17 protein-coding genes and 1 pseudogene are annotated in these 23,130 nt (G+C 52.6%); 7 read left to right on the plus strand and 11 right to left on the minus strand.

Annotated features, from left to right (window positions below):
• Positions 1–143 precede the first annotated feature (143 nt).
• Entirely contained in the window at positions 144–668 is a 525-nt protein-coding gene (locus PPL9_RS05245) for a DUF302 domain-containing protein (protein WP_057461697.1), read from the plus strand.
• A 68-nt stretch (positions 669–736) separates the two neighbouring features.
• Here the strand turns inward: PPL9_RS05245 and PPL9_RS05250 are convergent, their stop codons facing one another.
• From PPL9_RS05250 to PPL9_RS05265, 4 genes are all read right to left on the minus strand, one after another.
• Complete coding sequence (locus tag PPL9_RS05250; protein ID WP_057461699.1) at positions 737–2,374, minus strand: thiamine pyrophosphate-binding protein; 1,638 nt, start codon at positions 2,372–2,374, stop codon at positions 737–739.
• 2 nt (positions 2,375–2,376) lie between these two features.
• On the minus strand, positions 2,377–3,660 hold the full coding sequence (locus tag PPL9_RS05255) for a CaiB/BaiF CoA-transferase family protein (RefSeq protein WP_057461701.1): 1,284 nt from the start codon (positions 3,658–3,660) through the stop codon (positions 2,377–2,379).
• 197 nt (positions 3,661–3,857) lie between these two features.
• Positions 3,858–4,688, minus strand: a complete 831-nt coding sequence (locus tag PPL9_RS05260) for an alpha/beta hydrolase-fold protein (RefSeq protein ID WP_208989180.1) — start codon at positions 4,686–4,688, stop codon at positions 3,858–3,860.
• Positions 4,689–4,848: 160 nt separating this feature from the next.
• Entirely contained in the window at positions 4,849–5,634 is a 786-nt protein-coding gene (locus PPL9_RS05265) for a potassium channel family protein (RefSeq protein WP_057461705.1), read from the minus strand.
• Between the two features lie 208 nt (positions 5,635–5,842).
• Here PPL9_RS05265 and PPL9_RS05270 point away from each other — a divergent pair, with 208 nt between their 5' ends.
• The 3 genes from PPL9_RS05270 to PPL9_RS05280 all read left to right on the plus strand — a co-directional run bounded on the left by PPL9_RS05270 (position 5,843) and on the right by PPL9_RS05280 (position 11,326).
• Complete coding sequence (locus tag PPL9_RS05270) at positions 5,843–6,763, plus strand: SDR family NAD(P)-dependent oxidoreductase (RefSeq protein WP_057461707.1); 921 nt, start codon at positions 5,843–5,845, stop codon at positions 6,761–6,763.
• 219 nt (positions 6,764–6,982) lie between these two features.
• Positions 6,983–8,137 (plus strand): efflux RND transporter periplasmic adaptor subunit, encoded by a 1,155-nt coding sequence (locus tag PPL9_RS05275; RefSeq protein ID WP_208989181.1) that lies wholly within the window; start codon positions 6,983–6,985, stop codon positions 8,135–8,137.
• 3 nt (positions 8,138–8,140) lie between these two features.
• On the plus strand, positions 8,141–11,326 hold the full coding sequence (locus PPL9_RS05280) for an efflux RND transporter permease subunit (RefSeq protein ID WP_057461709.1): 3,186 nt from the start codon (positions 8,141–8,143) through the stop codon (positions 11,324–11,326).
• 52 nt (positions 11,327–11,378) lie between these two features.
• Here the strand turns inward: PPL9_RS05280 and PPL9_RS05285 are convergent, their stop codons facing one another.
• Positions 11,379–12,629, minus strand: a complete 1,251-nt coding sequence (locus PPL9_RS05285; protein WP_057461710.1) for a cyclic nucleotide-binding domain-containing protein — start codon at positions 12,627–12,629, stop codon at positions 11,379–11,381.
• 292 nt (positions 12,630–12,921) lie between these two features.
• On the opposite strand from PPL9_RS05285, the gene PPL9_RS05290 reads away from it, so the two are divergent.
• Positions 12,922–13,917 carry a hypothetical protein gene (locus tag PPL9_RS05290; protein WP_208989182.1) on the plus strand — a complete coding sequence of 332 codons (996 nt, stop codon included), beginning with the start codon at positions 12,922–12,924 and terminating at the stop codon, positions 13,915–13,917.
• Between the two features lie 200 nt (positions 13,918–14,117).
• On the opposite strand, the gene PPL9_RS05295 is transcribed toward PPL9_RS05290, so the two are convergent.
• From PPL9_RS05295 to PPL9_RS05320, 6 genes are all read right to left on the minus strand, one after another.
• Complete coding sequence (locus PPL9_RS05295) at positions 14,118–14,897, minus strand: ABC transporter ATP-binding protein (protein ID WP_057461711.1); 780 nt, start codon at positions 14,895–14,897, stop codon at positions 14,118–14,120.
• Positions 14,894–15,649 carry an ABC transporter ATP-binding protein gene (locus PPL9_RS05300; protein ID WP_057461712.1) on the minus strand — a complete coding sequence of 252 codons (756 nt, stop codon included), beginning with the start codon at positions 15,647–15,649 and terminating at the stop codon, positions 14,894–14,896. Before PPL9_RS05300 ends, PPL9_RS05295 begins: the two co-directional genes overlap by 4 nt.
• 12 nt (positions 15,650–15,661) lie before the next feature.
• A complete protein-coding gene (locus PPL9_RS05305; protein WP_244271716.1) occupies positions 15,662–16,783 on the minus strand; it encodes a branched-chain amino acid ABC transporter permease in 1,122 nt (373 codons plus the stop codon).
• A 40-nt stretch (positions 16,784–16,823) separates the two neighbouring features.
• The gene (locus PPL9_RS05310; protein WP_057461714.1) at positions 16,824–17,852 is read right to left on the minus strand and encodes a branched-chain amino acid ABC transporter permease; all 1,029 of its coding nucleotides are present in this window, start codon (positions 17,850–17,852) and stop codon (positions 16,824–16,826) included.
• Positions 17,853–17,969: 117 nt separating this feature from the next.
• Positions 17,970–19,316: a substrate-binding protein gene (locus tag PPL9_RS05315; RefSeq protein WP_193757817.1), complete on the minus strand. Its 1,347-nt coding sequence runs from the start codon at positions 19,314–19,316 to the stop codon at positions 17,970–17,972.
• A 435-nt stretch (positions 19,317–19,751) separates the two neighbouring features.
• On the minus strand, positions 19,752–21,086 hold the full coding sequence (locus PPL9_RS05320) for a globin-coupled sensor protein (RefSeq protein WP_082596563.1): 1,335 nt from the start codon (positions 21,084–21,086) through the stop codon (positions 19,752–19,754).
• A 333-nt stretch (positions 21,087–21,419) separates the two neighbouring features.
• Here PPL9_RS05320 and PPL9_RS05325 point away from each other — a divergent pair, with 333 nt between their 5' ends.
• The gene (locus PPL9_RS05325) at positions 21,420–21,884 is read left to right on the plus strand and encodes an Rrf2 family transcriptional regulator (protein WP_208860038.1); all 465 of its coding nucleotides are present in this window, start codon (positions 21,420–21,422) and stop codon (positions 21,882–21,884) included.
• 196 nt (positions 21,885–22,080) lie between these two features.
• Positions 22,081–23,130: pseudogene (locus PPL9_RS33060) on the plus strand (GGDEF domain-containing protein); the annotation flags it as partial.

Consider the following 23,130-nt stretch of genomic DNA (forward strand, 5'->3'; position numbering starts at 1 on the left):
ATGGATCCTGCACCTGTTACCGCAAAATAGAAGCCAGTTGCCGGATACGACTAAAACTTGGCCAATTAAAATCAAGGGAGCTTGAACAACAGCCTGTTCAACTCCCGCTTTTAAACTCATTTCATTACGAAAAGGATTGAACCATGAAACTCCTTACGGGGATGCTCGGCTTTGTTGGAACATTGATGTTCGTTATGGCCGCTTTTCAACCATCCCAGGCTCAAATCACCACAGAGCAAGCGCAGCAGGGCAAGGTGCTTCCACGCAATGGCTGGCGGGTTATCGAAACCACCATGGCGATTGATGAGCTGCTGGACTCTCTGAAAAAAGCCATTCGCGAAGAAGACATGCTGCTCGTCAGCATGGCAAGTGCCTCCCGGGGTGCTAAAGCAAACGGCTTCGAGATCCCGGGCAACTACGTGATTGGTGTGTTCCGCAATGACTTTGCGCGCCGTATGCTGGCAGCAAGTGTGCAGGCAGGTATTGAGGCGCCAGTTCGCTTCTATCTGACGGCAAGTCCGGATGGCACAGCAACGCTGTCATGGAAAACACCGAGCTTTGTCTTCCAGCCTTACCGAGCCACCGCCTCTGAGGATCTGGTCTCACTGAGCGAGGAACTGGATGTGATCTTCCAGCGCATTGCAGACCGTGCCACAGGCAACACCTGAGGCACTCTTTAGAAATCAAAAAAGAGTGTGTCACCTTTCCCGCGACACACTCGAAAAGGCGAATGCCTCTATAGTTTTCCGTCGTAGGCTCTGCGGTCAATACGGCAAGCAAGAACAGTGAAGGTATCGCGCTCCAGTGCTGTCTTCGCTTCTTTCTTAAGGCTCTCAGCATCATCCACCCAAACACCATGCCCGCCATAAGCGTCAGCAAGTGCAGGGAAGTTGGTCGCAGAGAAGTCCACGCCCAGATTAGGGTTCTGGTTCGCGCGCTGCTTCAGCTCAATCAGAGACAAGCTCTCGTCGACCAGCACACAGACAATAAACGGCACCTGCATATCTCGCAGAACCGCGAGATCACCAAGACCCATCTCCAGACCAGCGTCACCTACAAACACAACAACCGGGTCTTCTGGTTTTGCCATCTTATGCCCGATGCCAAGCGGCAAGGCACATGCCATCGTACAAAGGGCAGAACTCTGCAGCATTGTGCGCGGGTAGTGGCTCTCCCAGATTTGGCTTACCAGAATGCGGTGCGCACCACTGTCCGCAGTTGCAACAGTGGTCTCCGGCAGGGCTTCCCGAAGGCCGTGGAACACAGTGGCTGGGCCCCAACCACTTTCTTCCGCAGTAAAGTCGGCCTTCAGCTTTTCCTTGGCTGGCGCGATACGGTCACGAAGCCAATCGCTCTCTTCAGGAACAATTCCGGCTTCATCTTCTGGTGTCAGAGCCATCAGGGTCGGCTTCACATCGCCTTCCAGTGTATGGCTCACATGGTGCATGCCATGGCTGCGCAACACAGGCGTCAGCTCAATCACCGAAGTCTCTTCGCTCCATGGATTACGCCAGTTCACGCGCATTTCAATAGGGTCATAGCCGATCAGCACAACAAGGTCCGCATCAGCCAGCAAAGGCATCAGGTTCTTGTCAGCTTTGGGCGACAAGCCTGCTCCACCAAGCGAAAGCTTATGGCCTTCAGGAATGAGCCCCTTGCCCTTGTAGCTGGTGATCAACGGAATCTGGTAGGCCTCACAGAACGACTCAATCTCATTGCCAGCATCCACATTGACGGCATCAACACCAGCAATTGCGATTGGGCGCTGAGCAGAGCCAAGCAAATCACGCGCTTGCTCCAGCACATCACCAAATGGCAGCTGCGCAGCGCGAACACCATAGTTCGGTGTTTTCTGTGTTTCGTCGCTTTCACCTTCGGCAACGGAGATCGGCACATCAATGTGCACTGGTCCCGGTTGACCAGACATGGCAATGGAAATTGCCTTGTCCATCATGGCATTCAGCGGACCCGGAGCTGCTTTGAAACTGGCTTTCACAATAGGGCGCAACAGTTGCTGATGGTCCATCACCTGATGAGTATAGGTCTCAGCCTCAGCAGTATCTACGCAGCCTGTCAGGAAGATCAGCGGAACGCGATCCTGAAAGGCATTGGCAATCACGTTGACGGCGTTGGTCACACCGGGCCCAAGCGTTGCCAGCAAAACAACAGGAGCATCCGTGCCTTGGCGTGCAAGGCCATGCCATGCGCCTTCAGCCATAAAGCCACCAGCATTCTCGTGCTTCACCAGATTGAATTTCAAACCAGCAAGGTTCAGGGCATCCATAAGGGCCAGCACTTCGCCACCCGGAATCCCGAAGGCATACTGACTGCCAGCCTGATGCAGTTTTTGAGCAATAAGATCAGCGCCGCGCATAATTATGAATCTCCCAGTGACACGACACCGCGAGCAGCGAGATCGTCAATTTCTTCTTTGGTTTTTTGTAGATACTTGGTCAGCACTTCAAGGCTGTCCTCGCCAAGGGTCGGCGGTGCCTTCCGGTATGTAACAGGCGTCTTGCTGTAATTGATCGGATTACCAATCAAGCTTACCTGACCATCGTCAGACTGTTTGTGTGGCAGAGAAATCTTCATACCACGATGTAGAATTTGCGGATCGCTGAATACGCCAGCCAGATCATTCACCGGACCACACGGAACGCCAACAGCCTCAAGCTCATCCGTCCAATGCTGGGCACCTTGTTTGATTGTGAACTGACGCAGCAAAGGCACCAGTGCAGCACGATTGCGGACGCGGTCAGCGTTGGTTGCAAAGCGAGGATCGGTGTTCAGTTCAGGACAACCCAGAATCTCACAGAAACGCTGGTACTGCGCATCGTTGCCAACAGCCACCATGAAGTCCTTGTCAGAGGCCGGGAAGGTCTCATAAGGCACAATGGTTGGGTGCGCATTGCCAAGCCGTTTTGGGATGTTTCCGTCGGTCAGATAGGAAAGGCCTTGGTTGATCAGCCATGCCACCTGACAATCCAGCAAGGAGATGTCTATGTGCTGACCTTCACCGCTTTTCTCGCGGTGGTGCAGAGCTGCCAAAATGGCGTTGCAGGCATACATCCCGCACATCACATCAGCAATGCCAACACCGATCTTGGTCGGGCTGCCGCCTTCCTCCTCAGGAAGGCCCGTGATGCTCATGATCCCGCCCATGGCCTGAATCAGCGCATCATAGCCCGCTCTATGTGAGTAAGGGCCAGTTTGGCCAAAACCGGTAATGGAGCAGTAGATCAGGCGATCATTCTTCGCACGCAGGTCGTCATAACCGAGGCCCTTGCGGGCAAGGTCACCAACCTTGAAATTCTCGATAACGATGTCAGCGGTAGCCGCCAGCTCCTTGAGCATCTCCACGCCTTCTTCAGAACGCATGTTGATGCCGAGAGAATGTTTGTTGCGGTTGGAGCTGAGATAATACGCGCTTTCGCCAGTATCCGCGCCGCCTTTGCCTTTCAGGAAGGGAGGCCCCCATTTGCGGGTGTCATCCCCGCGTGTTGGGTGTTCAATCTTGATGATTTCAGCGCCCATGTCACCCAGCAACTGGGTGCAGGTTGGGCCTGCCAGAATGCGCGAAAGGTCAAGCACCACAAGACCATCCAAAGGCCCTTTGGTGGTAGAGGACTGGTGCTGTTCACCGTCTACTAGAGAATTCAAACCGTCTAATCCATTGGTTTTGAGGCAAGATTGACCGCAAATGAAGGGTGACTGACCCTGTCATGTACAGCAATCCAGCAGATTTTGGAGAGACGTTAGAGCACTCAGAAAAGGCCCACCACAACAATCTGAAAAATCACACAGTATCGTGATGGCCCGTGAAATTTGAAGATTCTACCGTGATGGACCTGTGGGTTTTACCAATGCTTTGTGTTGGCAAGATCGAGCCATGCACGCCGGATCCAGTTGGCCTTCATGGAGTGTCCGCCATCATGCAGGCAAAGCTCAAGTTTCTCGCCTTTGGCAGACCACACATCACACTGCAACTCGCCAGCACTGATAGATGTCGGCTCGGTATCGTAAAGACCAGCTTGCCGCTTCCAGACATCCAGACTGTCAAACACATCGGACTGACGCCAGTTCGCACCAATAGCTCGGCCCACCATCGGAACGGTTTTATCTTCAACCCCGTGGGTATGGTAAAGGTTGGTTAAAGGAGAAGGGCAGGCGGCTGGGATTGGATCCCAGAAGGCACCGGCAATCGGCGCGAAGCCAGCATAATTCTCACCCTTGTAGCAGGCCAGATTCCAAACCATGGAACCACCCATGGAAAAGCCTGAGAGCAGGATCTTCTCACGATCAATCGGGAAGCGGTCAGAAACGTCTGTCAGCATCTCATCAAAGAACTTGAACTCGTCACGATCCTGACTTGGGGAGCCCGGATAGGACCAGGAACCGCCAATGCCCTGCGGCACAATCAAAGCAACGCCAAGCTCGTTTGCAAGATTGCGAAGGGCTTTATTCTGGATGGCGCGATCAGCTTTGCCCTTCCACCCGTGCAGGTAGATTATGGCGCCAATCTGTTCATCATCAGCAGGAGAATCCGGAAGTGCAACATAGTATTCACCGCTCTCAACTTCACAGGGAGCAGTCACACCACAGGTCGCTTCCTCTGCCATTGTCGCATTGGGAACCAGCCCGGAAATAACCACGGTAGCAAACGTAATCGCACTTGTAAGAAGGCTCATGCCCATTCCACTTCTTGCCGCTCTCTCGGATTAAACCTATTGAAACTCATGGATGAATCCAGGAATTGCCGAGATTAATTTTGTTTATGCTAACATACGCCTCAAAGGCGGTCTTACTCTCAAAATTGATGCCGTCATTTACAGCTTACCGCGAGAGGGCCTACTGCCATTCCCCTTCCGTGGGAATGTGCAAAGTATTGCCGCAATGCTTGCAGTGAACGGCGTCATTATCGTGACGATTAAGGCCACAATCAGGACAGGCATATTTTACTTTAGACGGACGGAAAATGGTCTGGATCAGCCGCAAAAACAGCGCCACGCCAAACACCATGATGACGATTGTAATCCCGCGGCCCATCGTATCCGTCATGGTGATGTCGCCATAACCAGTCGTCGTCAGCGTTGTGACGGTAAAGTACAGCGCATCCATGTAGGAGTTGATGTCCGGGTTCAGGTGCGCCTCAATCACATAAACAATCGCACTCACCATAAACACGAAGACCAGCAGGTTCATCGCTGAGTTGATGATCTCTTCATGCTCTTTGAACCACGAGAACGTCTCCCGCAGATCTTTCACCACATGGTAAGAGCGCAACAACCGCAACATGCGGATCACGCGCAAGAAGCCGAGGTTCTCGATGAGGGCTTCAGCAAACAAAGACAGGATCACAATGAGGTCTGCAATGGCCGTGCTGTCAAGCGCCGCTCGGGCAGGCCTCAGCGCAATTGTGAGGCGGAACCCGTAATCAATCAGCAGAATGAACCCGATAGCCCAGTCCAGCCGCGGATAGCTCTCCAGCTGAGGAAGCGTTGCAGAAAGCACGAAGTAGAGGATCGTGACCACATCAAACATCAGCAAGCCGATACGCCAGGAACGTCCAGCAGTGGTCTGCCCGAAATACAGACGTCGCAAAGCGCCCCTGAAATCGGTTATTGCTTCCTGCATAAAATTAGATCCCTCAATCCCGATAGCGCGCCCAGATAAAATCTACTAGCAAATGTGGGCATTTCTGCAAAGTCACTCAAGCTCGTCACGCATAAACTTTCGTGTGAGCGGCGCTGTCTTGACCCGGCAAGAAAACCTTACGCTTTCCCTCAGTGAGTTTATCGAAAAATTCTGCAACTGATTAAAGGGTTTCTGCTCTACTTCTGACATGAAGAAAGCCAAGGCCATTCCGGTGCCACCACCTCCCGGGTATTTGGAGGAATGGCGGGCAACCAACAACACCTGTCTGGTAACGGGCGCGACGGATGGCATCGGCAGGGCGCTTGCAATCCGTCTGGCAGATGCTGGCCAAACCCTCGTCATTGTGGGGCGTTCTAAGGAGAAAGTGAGCGCCGTCCTCAAGGATGTTGGCGACGCCGGCCCCCATCACTCCCACCGTGGTTTTGTGGCAGACCTCTCTCTCATCTCAGAGGTGGACCGTCTCGCCGATGAGATCTCGCAAAAGCTGCCAAACCTGAGCCGCATCGTCCTCTGCGCTGCCGAAACACCGGGGTTTCGCGGCATCACAGGAGAGGGGATTGAGGCTGGGTTTGCGGTTAACTACCTCAGCCGATTTCAGCTGCTGAATAAGATCACACCGCTGCTCAAGGACCAATCAGCGCCAAGGGTTGTCTCGTTTGCAAGCCCGGTGACAAAGTTTGAACGACCCGACACGAGTGCGCTCAACGATCCTGATGGCACACTCGACAGCTGGGATCGGGGAAGTGCACACACCAACTGCAATCTACTCTTCTTGATGGAACTGGCTGATCAGCTGAAGGACACAGACATCTGCATCAACGCGTTTGGACCCGGCCTTGTGCTGACCAAACAAATGCAGGGCTACAGCGCCATGAGGCGGTTCTGGCTAGGCATGAAAAGCTCGCTGGTCGGCAAATCTGCCCCCTATGCGGCCTTACCAGCTATGCACATGCTGCTCTCTCCGGACTTTGCGGGCAAAACCGGTGGGTTCTACGAATGCGGAACAAAAATCCCGCCGGACAAGCAAATCCTGAGCAAAGAAATCCGCCAGCAATTCTGGACAGAAACCACTCAGCTTGTGCACTTGGCGCAGGCGAACAAGGGGTAAAAATTTCCAGAAACCGCTTTTTGTGACACCAGTCACGGGCTTTCCCTCACGAAAGTGGGAGGACAAATGCACTTCTCAGTCTGACTTGATTTGAACGTTGCCAGGGGACCTTGGCAGCGAAGGATAGAGCTGTGCCCAAAGCCATCAAGGATTGAGTCACTTCCCTAAGGTAATGTTAGGCAAGTGCTGCCAGCAATTCTCAATGTGTAAGAGTAAAAAATGAACAATAAAATGGAATTCCCTGCCGGCCGGAATGGAAATCTGCTTTCATCAACGCGCAAAGCCACCCTCGCATTTCTGGGGGCGTCTCTTGGCACATTTCTTTTCTCCTCGGCAGTCTTTGCTCAGGAAGCTCCCCCCCCTCCAGGTGTCATTGTTGAACCTGCACGCGAAGAAGTTATTGAAGAAGAACGCGTTTTCTCTGGCCGTACCGAAGCAATCAGTCAGGTCGCGCTCATTGCCCGTGTCGGCGGGTTTCTGGAGCCGCTGGAATTTAAAGAAGGCCAGACAGTTCAGCAAGGCGACTTGCTCTTTGTGATCCAGCAGGAGCCCTATGAGTTCTCAGTAGAGCAATCCCAAGCCAATCTGGAAAGTGCTCAGGCAAAGGTCGATTTGGCAAAAGTTGACTTTGACCGCAAGGAGCAGCTCGTCAATCGGGATACAATTTCGGTCTCCGAACTTGATACAGCCCGCGCGAACCTGAAAGAGGCCAATGCCGCACTGGCTCTGCGTCAGGCCGACCTGAAGCTCTCCGAGTTGGATCTGAGCTATACCGAAATCCGCGCTCCGCTGGATGGTCAGATCGGAACCGCTGCCTTTAAAGAAGGGGCCTACGTCAATGCCAACAGCGGAACTCTGGCAACCATCACGTCTTTGAACCCCATTCGCGTGGCGTTCCCGGTTCCACAAGCACTGATCTTGCAATCTCAGCGCGCCAACAACTTCGTCACCAATAACATACTCATTCGAATTCGCCTGTCAGACGGCAAGTTCTACCAGCACAACGGAAAACTGGACTTCCTTGAAGCCGAAGCCAACCCGGGCACAGACACTGTCACCGCTTATGCTATCTTTGAAAATCCTGATCACTTGCTGTTTGACCACCAGCTGGTTGATGTCGTTGCCAACGCCAAAGATGCCACCCCAGTTCTGGTTGTCTCTCAATCCGCACTGCTGCTGGATCAGGAAGGCCCGTATGTGCTGAAGGTGAATGACGAAGACGTGGTTGAGCAACAGCGCATCGCCGTCGTCGATCAGATTAACGGCCTTGTTATTGTTGGAAGTGGCCTCAAAAAAGGTGATCTGGTGATCACATCCGGCATCCAGAAAGTTCGTCCCGGAATTAAAGTCAACGCACAGCTGGCAGGTCAATAAACCATGATCTATGACATGTTTATTCGCCGGCCTCGGCTGGCGATGGTGATTTCGATTCTCATAGTCGTGGTCGGTGCGATCTCGATTTACTCAATTCCGGTATCACAATACCCGACCATTGCTCCCCCAACCGTGCAGGTAAATGCCACTTACATCGGTGCGGATGCGCTAACGGTGGAAGAGAGTGTTGGCCAGCTTGTTGAAGGGGCAGTCAACGGCGTAGACGGCATGCGCTATATGAAGTCGTCGTCTTCCAGTGATGGCACCTACTCGCTAACGGTCTACTTCGATCTGACAACGGACCCGGATATCAATGCGGTGAACGTTCAGAACCGAATAAGCACCATTGAAAGCAAGCTTCCGCAGGAAGTCCGGGATCAGGGTGTCAACGTCACCAAAAAGGCCGGTGACCTCCTGCAAGCGATTTCCTTCTATTCGCCCGATGAAACACATGATGGCCTCTTCATTTCCAACTACGTCACCATCAACATCGTAGACGAACTGAAGCGTATTCCAGGTGTGGGTGATGCCAGCGTATTCGGTGCGCAGGATTACTCCATGCGCATCTGGCTGGATCCGGTCAAACTCAGAGCCCTCAACCTGACAGCAGAAGATGTGATCTCTGCAGTTCAATCACAAAACAAACAGGCTGCTGTCGGTCGTATCGGTGCAGCTCCTCTGGCCGCTGATCAGCAGCTCCAGCTCACCGTCACGGCGAAAGGCCGTTTGAACACGGTTGAAGAGTTCCAAAACATCGTTCTGCGTGCAAATCCTGATGGCTCTGTGGTTCACCTGAGAAACGTCGCCCGCGTAGAACTCAGCAGCGCCTCCTATGACATATTGGCAGAATACAACCAGCAACCAACAGCGATGGTGGGGATTTACCTGTCTCCGGGTGCAAACGCTGTGGCTGTGTCAGAAGCGGTCAACGAGCGTATCGCATTTCTGGCAGAGCGCTTCCCGGAAGACCTCACATACATCTCCATCTTCGATACCTCACTCTTCGTGAATGAGATGATTTCGAAGGTGATCCATACGCTGCTGGAGGCCTTCGTGCTTGTGACCATCGTGGTCTACGTCTTCCTCGGCAAATTCCGCGCAACCCTCATTCCGCTGATCGCGGTCCCCGTATCCATCATCGGTGCTGTCGCAGTGGCCTTCATGATGGGCTACACGGCCAACACCATCTCACTGCTGGCCTTGGTGCTGGCCATTGGGATCGTGGTGGATGACGCGATCATCGTGGTTGAGAACGTTGAACGCATTATGCACGAACATCCTGATCTCACACCGGCTCAGGCAACATCAAAAGCGGTCAGCGAAATTGCAGCCCCCGTGCTCGCAACCACGCTGGTGCTGCTCTCCGTGTTCGTGCCTGTGGCCTTTTTGCCGGGATCGTCCGGTGTACTCTTCAGAGAGTTCGCGGTCTCCATCTCCGCGGCAATGGTGATCTCCACCATCAACGCATTGTCACTATCTCCTGCTCTTTGTGCCATCTTGATGAAGTCAGAAGATCTGACAGGCGTCATGGCCAAGGTTTCCAAAAAGATTGATGACGTCGGCCATGGTTACGCCGGCCTTATCAAGCGCATCGCAAAAATGTCGCTGCTTTCTCTGCCTGTAGTGGTGGGCTTCGCGCTCTTTGGGCTCCTGATTGTTTCCAACACCCCAGATGGCTTTGTCCCGGATGAAGACAAAGGCTACGCCATGGTGCTGGTCAATCTGCCGCCGGGTGCGTCTCGCAACCGTACTGAAGCGGTGATGCGCAAAGCCGACGATATCATCCGCAAAGACCCAGCAGTCAACTCCACCACAATGGTCATCGGGCTCGACCTGCTGGCAGGTGGCGGCTCATCACCAAACGCAGGCGTTTTCTTTGTCAAACTCAAGGATTATGAGGAACGTCCGTCACGTGAACTGTCTTCTTTCGCCTTCGTTTACAGAACATACGGAGCTTTGGCAGGCATTCCCGAAGCAACCTTCTTCCCAGTCAACCCAGCTGCAATCGATGGTCTCGGCACGGTAGGTGGCTTTGAGTTCATCATGGAGGCACTGGAAGGTCAGGATCCAACGGTTCTTGCACAAATCTCCCGCTCCCTGATTGTCGCAGCCAACGAAGCGCCGGATATCGCCTCCTTCTTCACCACCTTCAATGCAAACACCCCGCAATTGAATGTGAAGCTGGATCGCGAGCGTGCTCAGGTGCTTGGCCTGAACGTGGCAAGTGTTTACAACGCATTGCAAGCCACGCTGGGCGGTTATTACATCAACGACTTCAACCTCTACGGTCGCACATGGACCGTCCGCCTGCAGGCAGAGCAGAAGTATCGCTCTGGTGTTGAAGACATCGGCTCCATCTTTGTCCGTTCAGACACAGGTGAGATGGTTGAACTGTCCTCCGTCGTGCACACTGAGCTGTCACGCGGGGCAAACACTATCACCCGTTACAACAACTACCGCGCAGTCGCGTTCAACGGCAATGCAGCCCCCGGTGCAGGCTTGGGTGAAGCTTTGACGGCGATGGATGGTGTCGCGGCCAAAGCCCTGCCAAAAGGCTATGCCTATGAGTGGACGGGGCTGGCATTGGAACAGAAAGAAGCTGCGGGTCAAACTGCACTGGTACTGGGACTAGCCTTCCTGTTTGCCTATCTGTTCCTTGTGGCGCTGTATGAAAGCTGGAATACACCAATTCCCGTTCTGCTTTCGGTTGCTCCTGCATTAGCAGGTGCCTTGTTGAGCCTCTGGATCTTTGGTCTGGCGTTCGACCTGTATGCGCAGATTGGTATGGTCATTCTGATCGCGCTGGCGGGTAAAAATGCGATCCTGATGAACGAGTTCTCACTCGAAAAACGCATTGATGGTATGGGGATCTACGAGTCCGCAATTGAAGGCGCTCGTTTGCGCTTCCGTCCGGTGATGATGACATCACTTGCCTTCTCAGCAGGTCTTGTACCCTTGGTCATCGCATCCGGCCCGGGTGCCGGAGCCATGGTTGCGGTGGGTGTGCCGGTGCTGGCAGGTATGCTGTTCTCAGCTACTATCGGTATCTTCCTCATCCCGACCCTTTACGTCAGCTTCCAATGGATGCGTGAAAAGGCTGGTTGGACCATCGAGGAAGGCCGTGCGGCAAGAGGTTCCGGTGGTGAACTGGCCATTGATGCCAAGGAAGACAAACCATCTGAAAATTGATCTGAGAATGATCCTGATGACAATGAAGAAGGCGCCTCTGGCGCCTTTTTTGTTAGGCTACACGCAGCAAGGCGAACCAGTAAAATGCCGCAAGCCCGGCAATCGCGTGACTGGTGGAAACCGCCACCCATGACCGGCGATACTGGAACATTACGCCCCAATAAAAACTCACCATAAACGTCAGTAAAACGGCCAGTTTTGAATAGGGCAAGTGGATGATGGAAAAGGCAACAGAAGCAGCAAAATTGCCCCAGAACACAGAGGAAAGCTTATGCGGCCCCAGCGCGGCTGTCACAGGAACCTGCATGCCACACCGCACAATGAACTGCTGAATAGGGCACATCACCAGCGCATAAAATATCGCAAACGCCACCTCTGGCCACCCCATGAATGGCCCCTGTACCTGATGCGCGAGAAAGTAGAAGGAAAACGACTCTTCTGAGGGGTGCACAATGTACCGGATAACTGCCATCACCAGAATAATCGGAACAGTCATAACCACCCCATAACCAAACTGGCTTGGGAGATGACTGAACTCAAGCCCGAAGATGCGTGGCGGCAAATAGAGGTTTTTCATGATGTAAAACAGAATTGCCGCAAGAATGAAGTTCAGGCTCAAACTGTAAACCGTCATCGCAATGAAGCCGTAGCCGTAATCATCAAACGTATTTTTGTAGAGGCTGATGAACAACGCAAACGACGACATGGCGATCATGTTCGCCACCAGCAAAACCGCATAGGCCTGCAATCGACGGGATCGGATCTTGATCTCTTCCAGCACGCGGGAGCTGCTTTGCTCCAGCTGATGCGCCGCCTGCCGGGCAAAATAACGAAACAGCATGGAGTTGGTTTCAGTCGAGGTCGGCAAGGTGCCGTACCGGTTCCAGCTCAATGCAGCGACAACCGTATCCCGTTTGGCTCGCACGCTCGCGATGTAACTTTGTGGTCCTACATGGGCACGTATATAAGCCAGTTCTCCTGCCACATCACCGGCTTTCAGGTGTCCAAGAACAGTGTCGGCTCCATCCTGATCCTCTTTGATAACCTCCAGATCCCCTTCAAGAATGATGAAAAACCGGTCCGCACTTTGCCCTTGTACCAGCAAATCCTCATGGGCTTTGAGGGAGTAGTACTGGGCACAATCCAGCACCTCGCGAATAACAGGCTGTGTCGGCAAGCCCAAGTCGAGAAGACGCTGATGCAACTGCGTGCGATGGCGCGGAATATTGCCATAGCTCACCTCAAGCTGTGATTTGTTTTTTTTAGGAGACTGTTCCTCATCGCGCTGGGACAGGAAGCGCATCTATGGGCCTTCTTTCAGTAAAATCCTTGGCTGAAAAGCACTGCAATGGATTTTAGCGTGCCAGTTCCATCCTGCATGCACTTTGGTAAATCATGGTAATCCTGCACCAATGGGATCTCTCAAATTCCATTCAACTCTATAGCGTATTCCCCAAAACTGGCCGCGGTGTCTGGCCAAGAATACGCACCAAGCTCTAAGGGGATAGGGAGTTCTCTGGAAATGGTGGGAAAGATTTCAGAGTGGCGCCAAACAACAGTGCACGCTTAGATATCGGAAAGCGCAGGAGGGTTGGTTGGTCTTTTCATTGCTGCAATACAAATCCTATCAGTGGATGCCGCGAGACAGAGAGGAACACCACTGCAAGTTTATCTCCAGCAGAGGCCTTGCCAAAGCCTGCCAAAGCCGGAACCAGAAGCTGAAATCCTCGGTGCCTGACCTTGATGATGACTTGCTGGAGCATCACCACGAAGGTGCCACGCTTTACATCACCACTGATGCCCTGCCGCATTTCGTCCAAACCAAACTACTGCACATTCGCCAGCCCTTCGTCCTGCTCAGCGGCGACAGTGACCTGCCCGTTGGACCGGACACGACCCTGCCAAACACGCTGTCCTCACTCGATCTGAAGAACCTGCTCTCCCATCCGCTGCTGGTTGCATGGTACGCGCAGAACCTGGCTATCGAGCACGAAAAGGTCTTCAACCTGCCCATCGGTTTGGACTACCACACTATGACAGCCCGCAAATCTCACGCTTGGGGGGACTTCCAGACACCGCTTGAGCAGGAAGAGTGCCTGCGCGTCGTAGCTACCGATGCCACGCCGCTGGAAGCTCGGGAAGCCCGAGGCTACTGCAACTGGCACCATGCAGCCCATCGTGGAGACAGAGCAGAGGTGATAGAGATAGCGGATAACTCTACCGCTTACTTCGAAGGTGACCATCTTCCCCGAGAGCAATCCTGGCGTAAAAACGCAAAGTTCCTCTTCACAATCAGCCCTTTTGGGGATGGAATGGACTGCCACCGGACATGGGAAGCGTTGTTTCTTGGGGCGATTCCCATCGTCAAACCCTCAAGCCTGAACCCGCTATTTGAGGACTTGCCAGTCGTGGTTCTCGAAGAATGGAGTGAGTTGACCAGTGAACGTCTGCTTGAAGAGAAACAACGTATTCTGGCAGGAACCTTTGACTTCTCCAGTCTCTACCTGAGTTTCTGGCAAAACCGCTTTCTGGGTCATGAACCTGCACGCCAAGGTCCTCTGACCTATCAGCAGTTCTTAGATACCCTTTGAAAAATGATGCCCCGAAAAAGAAAAAGACCAGAGGAACGAATCCTCTGGCTCAGGTAAAGGGTCAATAGCCCTTGGGGGAACTTGATCGGGATTTCTGAACATGCTGAAAATGCTCAGAGACACCCTGCAAAATAAAGCAAGTTGCAGACTCAGAAATAACGCAACCTGCTTTTGCGGAGCTGACGCTCAAGCAAAAAACGTCAGATCGCCAGATAGGTTTGTCGAAGCTCTTCGTTGTCGAGCACTTCCTGTGCCGTCCCATCAAACACCACTTCGCCCATATCCAGAATAACCGCACGATCCGCAAGGTGCAGGGCAGCCACAGCGTTCTGCTCCACGATAATCGTCGTGATGCCCAGTTCCTTCACGTTCTCAAGAATGCGCTCAATCTCCTGAACAATCACCGGAGCGAGCCCTTCATACGGCTCATCCAGCAACAGCAGCTTCACATCACGAGCCAACGCACGGGCCACAGCCAGCATCTGCTGTTCACCGCCAGACATGGTCACCGCTTCCTGCTTGGCACGCTCGGCAAGGCGAGGGAAGTGATCGTACAGGCGCTCAATCGACCACCCGTGCGGCTCCGAAATCTGCGCCAGCTGAAGGTTTTCCTCAACGGTCAGCCCTGGAATAATTCGGCGATCTTCCTGCACCAACTGGATCCCGTTCTGAGCTGCCAGATAATTTGGCATCTCATGAATAGGCTTATGATCCAGCCAGATCTCGCCATGTGTCAGTTGCGGGTCGCTGGCACGGGCAATAGCGCGAAGAGTGGACGTCTTCCCAGCCCCGTTTCGTCCAAGCAGCGCAAGGATCTCGCCTTCGCGAATATCAAAGCTAACACCCTGAACGATATAGCTTTCACCATAGTAGGCGTGAAGGTCCCATGCTGAGAAGTAAGCCGGAGCACCACCCTTGGAGCGCACTGGTGTAACACCCGGCGCGGTCGCGCCTTTGAATTGATCTTCGAGAATGGTCATACGTGCGCCCCTCCCAGATATGCTTCCTGAACGCGTGGATCGCCCTTGATGTCTTCCGGCTGCCCTTCAGCGATCACAGTGCCCTGCGCCAAAACGCTGATCTTGCTGGCGAGGGAGAACACTACATGCATGTCATGCTCGATAACGATCTTGGTGATGCCGCGCTCGCCAATACGCTTCAGCAAATCAATGGTGTTGTTGGTATCAGCCCGCGACATGCCTGCTGTCGGCTCATCCAGCAGCAGCAGTTTTGGATCCTGAACCAGACACATTGCCAGTTCCAGACGCCGCTTGTCGCCGCGAGAAAGCGAGTCCGCCCTCATGTCTTTCTTCTCAGCAAGCCCAACATCCTCAAGCATATGCATGGCTTTGTCGCGAATTTCGCCCTGACCATCCACACGAGCCCAGGCGTTCATAGTGAATGCTCCATCTCGCTTGGCCAGCGTTGGGATCATCACGTTTTCCTGCAAGGTCAGATCACCAAAGATCTCCGGTGTCTGAAACACGCGGGAAACACCTGCCTGATTGATCTCATGCGGCTTAGCGCCAATGAGATCCTTGCCCAGAAAGGTCACAGAGCCCGTATCAGGGATCAGGCGCCCTACAAAGCAATTGAGCAATGTGGATTTGCCTGCACCGTTTGGCCCGATGATGGCATGCACATGCCCTTGCTCGATGGAAAGGTTCACGTCATCGAGAGCTTTCAGGCCACCAAAGCGCTTGTTCACGCCCTTAACACTAAGAATTTCCATGGTTGCCTCTCTCTATTCCGCTGCATTGGCTGATGCTGGAGAATGCGAATGACCTGCTCTCTTGCCAACACGCGAAGGTCTCCGGCGGAACAGCTTGGTAATCCGGTTGAAGCCTTCCATGATACCGCCCGGCAGAAAGATCACGATCACCATGAACAACAAACCAAGCGTCAAATGCCAGCCTTCGCCCACAAACAAGCTTGCAAGGCTCACCACTGCTCCCTCCATGAAGTCAGGCAGGAAGGAGAAAATGGCATGTAGTGTCTGCTCGTTGTATGCAGAGAAGATGTTCTCGAAGTACTTGATGAGACCTGCACCTAGGATCGGTCCAAGCAGAGTGCCAGCACCACCCAGGATAGTCATCAAAACCACTTCACCAGATGCCGTCCACTGCATGCGCTCAGCACCCGCAAGCGGATCCGTCACGGCCAGCAGACTACCTGCAACACCAGCAAACGTGCCGGAAATGACGAAAGCAGCAAGGGTGTAAGGCCGTGTATTGAGGCCTGTATAGCTCATGCGGTTCTGGTTGGATTTCACCGCACGCAGCATCATCCCAAAGGGGCTGCGGAAAATGCGTTGTGAAATGTAAAACCCGATGATGAGCAGAACAGCACAGAAGTAGAAACCCGAGTACCCGGTCATCTCAATCCCAAACAGATTGGAGATCAGCGGACCGGACGCCTCTGAAGAGCTGTCAAACAACCGTGGGTCAGATTGCAGCACCCGCAAGCCAGTCTCACCATTGGTGATTGGGGTTAGTACAGAGTACGCCAGATTATAGCTCATCTGCGCAAACGCCAGCGTCAGAATGGAAAAGTAAATGCCTGACCGGCGCAGCGAGATATACCCAATGGCTACCGCAAACAGGCTGGAAAACACCACGGAAAAGAGCAGTGCTGGAATAGGGTTCATTCCCAGCAGTTTGAAGCTCCAGACCGCTGCGTAAGACCCGATGCCCAGAAAAGCTGCATGACCAAAGCTGAGATAGCCAGTCAGGCCAAACAGCAGGTTGAAGCCCAGAGCAAACAGGCCGAAAATCGCAAACTTCTGCAAGAGGTCCGGATACCCGGCACCAATCGGTGCCAGCCAGATCGGCATCGTCAGGATTGCAGCTGTAAACAGCACAAGCATGAGCAGGTCGGAGCGTGGAGAAATCTTGGTCATCATTGGCTCAGGTCTCCATCACACCTTTACGGCCCATAAGTCCACGTGGACGAACCAGAAGAATAATAACTGCAACAAGATAAATAATGATCTGGTCGATACCCGGCAGAATGGTTTTCACCTCATTCATACTCGCAAAGCTTTGCAAGATGCCCAGCAGGAAGCCAGCAGATACCGCACCGGGCAGAGAGCCCATGCCCCCCACGACCACCACCACGAAGGACAGCACGAGGAAGTCCATACCCATGTGATAATCTGGTGGAAGGATCGGCGTGTACATAACGCCAGCAAGGCCTGCGACGACGGCTGCAACGGCAAAGACCAGCGTAAAGCGACGCTCAATGTTGATGCCAAGAAGGCCAACAGTTTCGCGGTCAGCCATGCCAGCGCGAACAACCATGCCAAAGGTGGTGAACTGCAGGAAGGCAAAGACCCCGCCAATCACGCTAAGCGAGAAGAACAGATACACAATGCGCCACTGCGGATAAACGACAGTTCCCGGATCAAAGCCGATCCAAATGCCCAGGTCCATCGCGCCGCGCACCATGTCCGGTGCAGATTGCGGAATAGGGTTTGCCCCGAAATAAGTTTTGATGATCTCTTGCAAAACAATGGCCAGACCAAAGGTCACAAGGATCTGCTCAGCATGTGGGCGCTTGTAGAAGTGGCGGATCAAACCACGTTCCATCACATACCCAACCAGCAGCATGACCGGAATGGCAAATGCAATAGACAATGGAACGGAGTAGTTCAGCATCGTCGTGCCAGTGTCACCCAGCCAAACCTCAATGTAAGGCACTCGGGTTTCCAAAGGCGTACCCCAGGCGGTGGTCTTGGTAGGATCGACGACAACCTGCTCAAGGCCGATCAGTTTATTGAAAGCTACGGCACAAAATGCGCCAAGCATAAACAAGGCCCCATGGGCGAAGTTCACAACTCCAAGCGTACCGAAGATAAGCGTTAGCCCAAGCGCAATCAAAGCATAGGCACCGCCCTTATCAAGGCCGTTGAGAATTTGAAGAACGATGGCGTCCATCCGCTCTTCTCCCTTTAAATTCGTGAGAAGGTGCAAGGCATCCAATGCGGAACATCAGTGGTTCAAGCAGGAGCCATTACCCGGCTGCAAAAAACTACAGCCGGGCAAACGGTGCTGTTAGACCTTGTAAGGTCCAAGCTCGCCACCAAAGATCTCTGGGTCATACGTGACTTGAGAAGCAGGTGTCACTTCAACAACTTCCAGAAGGTCAAACTGGGAAGTCGCGTTTTCGTTACCTTTCACGACCAGCACATCCTTGAAGCACTGGTGATCAGAGCCGCGGTAAAGGGTTGGGCCGTTACCCATACCGTCGAACTGGTGATCTTCCAGAGCCTTGATAACCTCTGCTGGATTGAAGGTGCCCGCACGCTCACACGCATCTGCATAAAGCAGTGTCTGGACGTAGCAGGTGTGTGCAGCCTGGGATGGTGGGAAGCCATATTCCTGACCGAACGACTTAACAAAGGCCTTGGAACCTTCGTCCTGCAAGGACCAGTTCCAGTTGGTTGTGCCGTAAATGCCTTTGATGTTTTCGCCTGCACCCTGAGCCATAAGGCGGGAGTACAGCGGAACGATGATCTCAAAGTTCTTGCCGTTGACAAGCTTGTCACGCAAACCAAACTGAACAGCCTGTGTCAGCGAGTTGATCATGTCCTTACCGTAGTGGTTCAGGATCAACACATCAGCACCAGAGTTCAGAACAGGTGCGATGTACTGAGAGAAGTCACCAGCACCCAATGGAGTGCGGACTTTGTTGACGGTTTCCCAGCCAAGGCCTTCTGTGGTGTTGGCAATGGACTCTTCTTGTGTCCAGCCCCATGTGTAGTCAGCTGTCAGGTGATAAGCACGACGGTCTTTGCCCATCTCTTTGTCAAGCACTGGGCCAAGCGCTGCACCGGACATATAAGCGTTGAAGAAGTGGCGGAAGCCATAACGCCGCTTGTCCTTGCCGGTGGTGTCGTTGGAGTGGGTCAGACCGCACATAAACACGACGCCCATTTCCTGCGCCAGAGACTGCTGTGCAATCGCCACGCCGGAAGACGAGCCACCAGACCACATGACAACGCCGTCTTTTTCGATCATGCGCTTTGCAGAGGCGCGAGCCGCATCAGACTTTGTTTGAGTATCACCGGTGACGTAATCAACTTTTTTGCCGAGAACGCCGTTACCATTGAGCGAAAGCGGCTTCATGGTGCTCAGCATACCGCCGTCACCTTCACCGTTCAGATGCTTGACGGCTAGCTGATAAGCACGCAGCTCGTCAGCGCCTTCGTCAGCATATGCGCCTGTTTGTGGCACGTTGAAACCGAAAGTGACTGTTTTGGAATTGGTTGGGTCATTACGGAAATTGGTTTCAGCCCAGGCGCTGCGGCTGATAATAGTTGGGGTCGCCAGAACCAGACCACTGGCTGCTCCCGCCTTCAATAGGCTACGCCGATTCATCGGCCTACGAATAATGCTCATGAAATCCTCCCGAAAGGCAAAATACCCGAATTGACGTGATAGAGGTCCCGTCCTCCTAAGAACCTGCCGCGTTCACCATTTCTTGTTCACCAGAAACAGTTACGTCAGCTCACGCAAAGGAAAGCCTAGTTCGGTAGTATAATGAATCGCAATTCGACTTATGGTTTTTAAACCAAAGGTTAATGCCAAGTAAGATTCTATTATATGTTGTAAATCTTTTGTCCTATTTAGTTTTAAGGAAGTGTTGCACTGCAAATGTGACCTGAATGAAATAAATGCATTTTACGTAAGGTGTCCATTAAAACTGTAAAATACTGAATTCATGAAGAATGTCGTTTAAATTTCTCAGGGTATGCAGAGCACTGGTGTTTGTCTTTTGGTTGAAGGACAAACACCAGTTTTTCGTAGTGCAGCTAACGCAAGTGCGAAGGATTTCTATCTCAAGTTGCCGAGGAACGTGCCAACCGACGAACGCAGGTCAGCAGCCTGATTGGATAAAATTTGTGCAGCATCAAGCACGCCAGAAGCGGTTTTGTCGGTTTCATCCGCTGCTTTTTGTACCTGGCCGATGCTATCTGACACCTGCGTGGTTCCCAATGCAGCATCTTTGATGTTCACGGCAATGGACTGCGTTGCGATGCCTTGTTGTTCAACCGCACTGGCAATGGCATTTGCACTGTCATTCATCTCTTCAATGATCTCTTTGATCTCAGAGATGGCCTCTTTGGACTCGCTTGTGCTCTCCTGAATCCCAGAGATTTGATCGCTGATCTGCACAGTTGCATTTGCTGTTTGCTGAGCAAGCGACTTCACCTCGTGTGCAACCACAGCAAAGCCTTTGCCCAACTCACCGGCACGCGCCGCCTCAATGGTTGCGTTGAGGGCGAGCAGATTGGTTTGCTCTGATATTTGAGTAATTAAATCAATAATATCACCAATCTCGATTGCCACTTGGGACAGATGATTGACCTGTTGGAAGGCCTTTGTGGATGCGAGTGTCGCGTTGGAGGCTGTAATCGTTGTCTTGTGAACCTGCTCGGCAATCTCCGAAATGGCAGTCCCCAGTTCCTCAGTTGCGGAGCGCACCGCCTCCACATTTTGAGAGGCATCCAGAGACGCTGCGGCTACGCTGGAGCTGATCTCGTTGGTGTGCTCTGAGTTGCCGGAAAGAGAAACTGCAGACCCATGTAGCTGACCTGCAGCGCTGGCAATGGAGGACGTGACTTGGCCCACGGATCCTTCAAAATGCTCTGCAAGGTCCGTCAGAAACTCTTGACGCGCCTCTTCCCCGGTCTGGTCATAAACCGCCAGCGCAAGGTCCATATCAAGCAAGATGACCTTGTTGAGGATGCCAGGCAGGTTCTTGCTTGGCCGGCTGGAACGGGAGAATAAGCCGCCACCAGACTGCTTAAGAAGAGTTGCGCTGAGCAACGTCCCCAACCTGCTGTAAGCTCCGATATACCATTGCGGTGTCAGGCCGAGTCGCTGATGCGTTCTGCCGATCCGCTGCACAGACTGTGCATAGTCGTTATCCAGCTTCCCGCTGCATATGAGCCGCCAATGCTCATGCTGCTTCTCCCGCGCATGACGCATGTGCTCTTCATTCTTGAAAAACTTCATGGTCTCAGGAAAGTTTCGAATGTGTCTATAAAACTCATCCAAGACCTCCGGCATGATCGCCATGATGATATCCTGGGAGTTTCCAAGTTCTTCCAACTCCGCTGAAGATATACAGTGATACGTCAATCGATCATCGATAGTTTCGCTCATTAAAAATCCATGCTTAATAAATCATAGTTTTCGTTTCTTTCAGTTATTACGTAAGGAAATATTGGGGTCACGAAAGAAAAAAACGCAAAAAAAGTTATTTACGCTAAGTATAGAATGTAGATTCTAATTGACCCAGCGTAATGGTTTGGATGTGTGTAGTTGGTAATTGTATTTATATTTTGATAACTTTTGATGGAGATCAATGTTCCCATGTGAGTACTGCTCTTTTGTAGTATATGACCGGTGTCAATCAATAAAAATAATACCCCAAATGTTTTTATTAACTGTAATTCGATGAAGCAATTTCAGCTTTAGAGTAAGGTCGAGGTACCTATGAAATTAACTGGGATGACAGATGTAGCGGTACGCATACTGATGCTCATGGCTGTCAACCGGAGCGATAAGTGGACAATTGACCGCTTGTCTGAGGCAACCAACAGCGGGCGCCCTCAGGTCGCCAAGGTCGTGCAGATCTTAAACCGGAAGGGCTACATCAAATCCAGACGAGGGCGATTGGGTGGTCTGATGCTTGCTCATGCGCCAGCTTCTATCAACATCGGTAAACTCATCCGGAATGTTGAAGATAACTTCGCACTGGTGGAGTGCTTTGCATGCAATCCTGCCAAACCATGCCCGTTATCGGGTGTCTGCCGTTTCAAAGGCAAGCTGAAGCATGCGCTGAACTCTTTCATGGAAGAGCTGGATGCAATCAACTTGACTCAGATTATTGAAAACGCAGATGAAATTAGGACAAGCGTTGAGGTGAACGCTGAGAGAAAGCTAGAGCTCTCTGCCTAGTACGATGCAATTAAAGTGCATTTAACCAACCTGCTTTCGTGAGCATTAACCGACAAAACTCATAGTTTGGTAGTGCTCACGCCTGCTTAAGACAGTTTCGCGACAATCAGGCCTTGTTCATGAGACCTCTGTGCCCTCACGCACGAGGTTTTTGTTCATTTGGCGAATAGCAAACTGTTCGGCGCAGGCAATTTCTATGAGACGAGTCCGGCACTCAATTTCTCTTAAACTAGCAATCATCTCTGTTGTCGCCATTGCTCTATCTTATTTCGCGCTGACATTTCTCGTTGTAATTCAGTGGGAAAGAACGCTCCAACTCCAAAGCGAACAGCTCTCCCAGATCGCCGTAAACCAATTCTCCACCACGCTTGAGCGTGACGTAGCGCTGGTGAGACACCGTATTCAGTCTCAGCTATCCGAAACAGCAGCAAGCCTTTCTGCCATTGGTGAGCGCGGTGACATCGTAAAAGCTGCAGAAACACGCGTCTGGGCAGGGGATGTGAACATCCTGTCACTGGTGCAGGAAGGCACGCCGCTTGATGCCATTATCCTGCTGAACTACCGTGGCCAGATCGTCGGAGCATCCAAGCGCGCTGATCCGGGGCTGATCCAGAAGCAACTCCTCAAAGTTCATCTGAAACAGTCGCTTAGCACTGTTTGGACGCCGTCCACGGGCACAGGTCCAGCCGTCCGATACACGCTTCTTCCAGCCACCCAATTTGGCCCGTTATTGCCGGGGGAGCCTGATGCAGGCGTCTCTCAGGTCCTTTATTCCTCACTCATCGACCCGGGTACCCAGTGGCGTGGAGCCTTGGTGGCGCAGCGGTGGTTTCCCTTCAACTCTGGTGTGATTGACGAATACAGCAAAATCTCAGGTGCCGAGATTGCGATTTTCTATCAGGACAAGCTGGTTGGTGCCTCGCCACATGCACCGGTCGAAGCGCTGCAAATGCCTGAAAACCTGCGTAAACTTAAGATCCTGAACACTGCATTCGAGTACTGCGACAACGGTCCATCACCGCTCGTGATTTGCGCCTTCAAGCCACTGGAAGTCTTGCTGGACGCGCAGGAACGCCTACGCAATGTGGGCGAAGAGACCAGCGCTCAGACTTTCCAGCGGCTTATTGTGTTGGGCTTTACCGCCTGTCTTATCATCTTCATCGTAGCCTTGTTTGTTTCCCGCAAAATGTCCCAGCCACTGCAGCGTATCGCAGATGCCCTCTCTGATGTGGCGGGCGGTAATTTT

Origin of the sequence: Pseudovibrio sp. POLY-S9, assembly GCF_001431305.1 — a bacterium.
GTDB lineage: Bacteria > Pseudomonadota > Alphaproteobacteria > Rhizobiales > Stappiaceae > Pseudovibrio.

Coding starts and splice junctions, on each gene's coding strand:
- PPL9_RS05245 (WP_057461697.1), top strand. CDS start 144: ATGAAACTCCTTACGGGGATGCTCGGCTTTGTTGGAACATTGATGTTC.
- PPL9_RS05250 (WP_057461699.1), bottom strand. CDS start 2,374: ATGCGCGGCGCTGATCTTATTGCTCAAAAACTGCATCAGGCTGGCAGT.
- PPL9_RS05260 (WP_208989180.1), bottom strand. CDS start 4,688: ATGAGCCTTCTTACAAGTGCGATTACGTTTGCTACCGTGGTTATTTCC.
- PPL9_RS05265 (WP_057461705.1), bottom strand. CDS start 5,634: ATGCAGGAAGCAATAACCGATTTCAGGGGCGCTTTGCGACGTCTGTAT.
- PPL9_RS05270 (WP_057461707.1), top strand. CDS start 5,843: ATGAAGAAAGCCAAGGCCATTCCGGTGCCACCACCTCCCGGGTATTTG.
- PPL9_RS05275 (WP_208989181.1), top strand. CDS start 6,983: ATGAACAATAAAATGGAATTCCCTGCCGGCCGGAATGGAAATCTGCTT.
- PPL9_RS05280 (WP_057461709.1), top strand. CDS start 8,141: ATGATCTATGACATGTTTATTCGCCGGCCTCGGCTGGCGATGGTGATT.
- PPL9_RS05285 (WP_057461710.1), bottom strand. CDS start 12,629: ATGCGCTTCCTGTCCCAGCGCGATGAGGAACAGTCTCCTAAAAAAAAC.
- PPL9_RS05295 (WP_057461711.1), bottom strand. CDS start 14,897: ATGACCATTCTCGAAGATCAATTCAAAGGCGCGACCGCGCCGGGTGTT.
- PPL9_RS05300 (WP_057461712.1), bottom strand. CDS start 15,649: ATGGAAATTCTTAGTGTTAAGGGCGTGAACAAGCGCTTTGGTGGCCTG.
- PPL9_RS05305 (WP_244271716.1), bottom strand. CDS start 16,783: ATGCTTGTGCTGTTTACAGCTGCAATCCTGACGATGCCGATCTGGCTG.
- PPL9_RS05310 (WP_057461714.1), bottom strand. CDS start 17,852: ATGGACGCCATCGTTCTTCAAATTCTCAACGGCCTTGATAAGGGCGGT.
- PPL9_RS05315 (WP_193757817.1), bottom strand. CDS start 19,316: ATGAGCATTATTCGTAGGCCGATGAATCGGCGTAGCCTATTGAAGGCG.
- PPL9_RS05320 (WP_082596563.1), bottom strand. CDS start 21,086: ATGAGCGAAACTATCGATGATCGATTGACGTATCACTGTATATCTTCA.
- PPL9_RS05325 (WP_208860038.1), top strand. CDS start 21,420: ATGAAATTAACTGGGATGACAGATGTAGCGGTACGCATACTGATGCTC.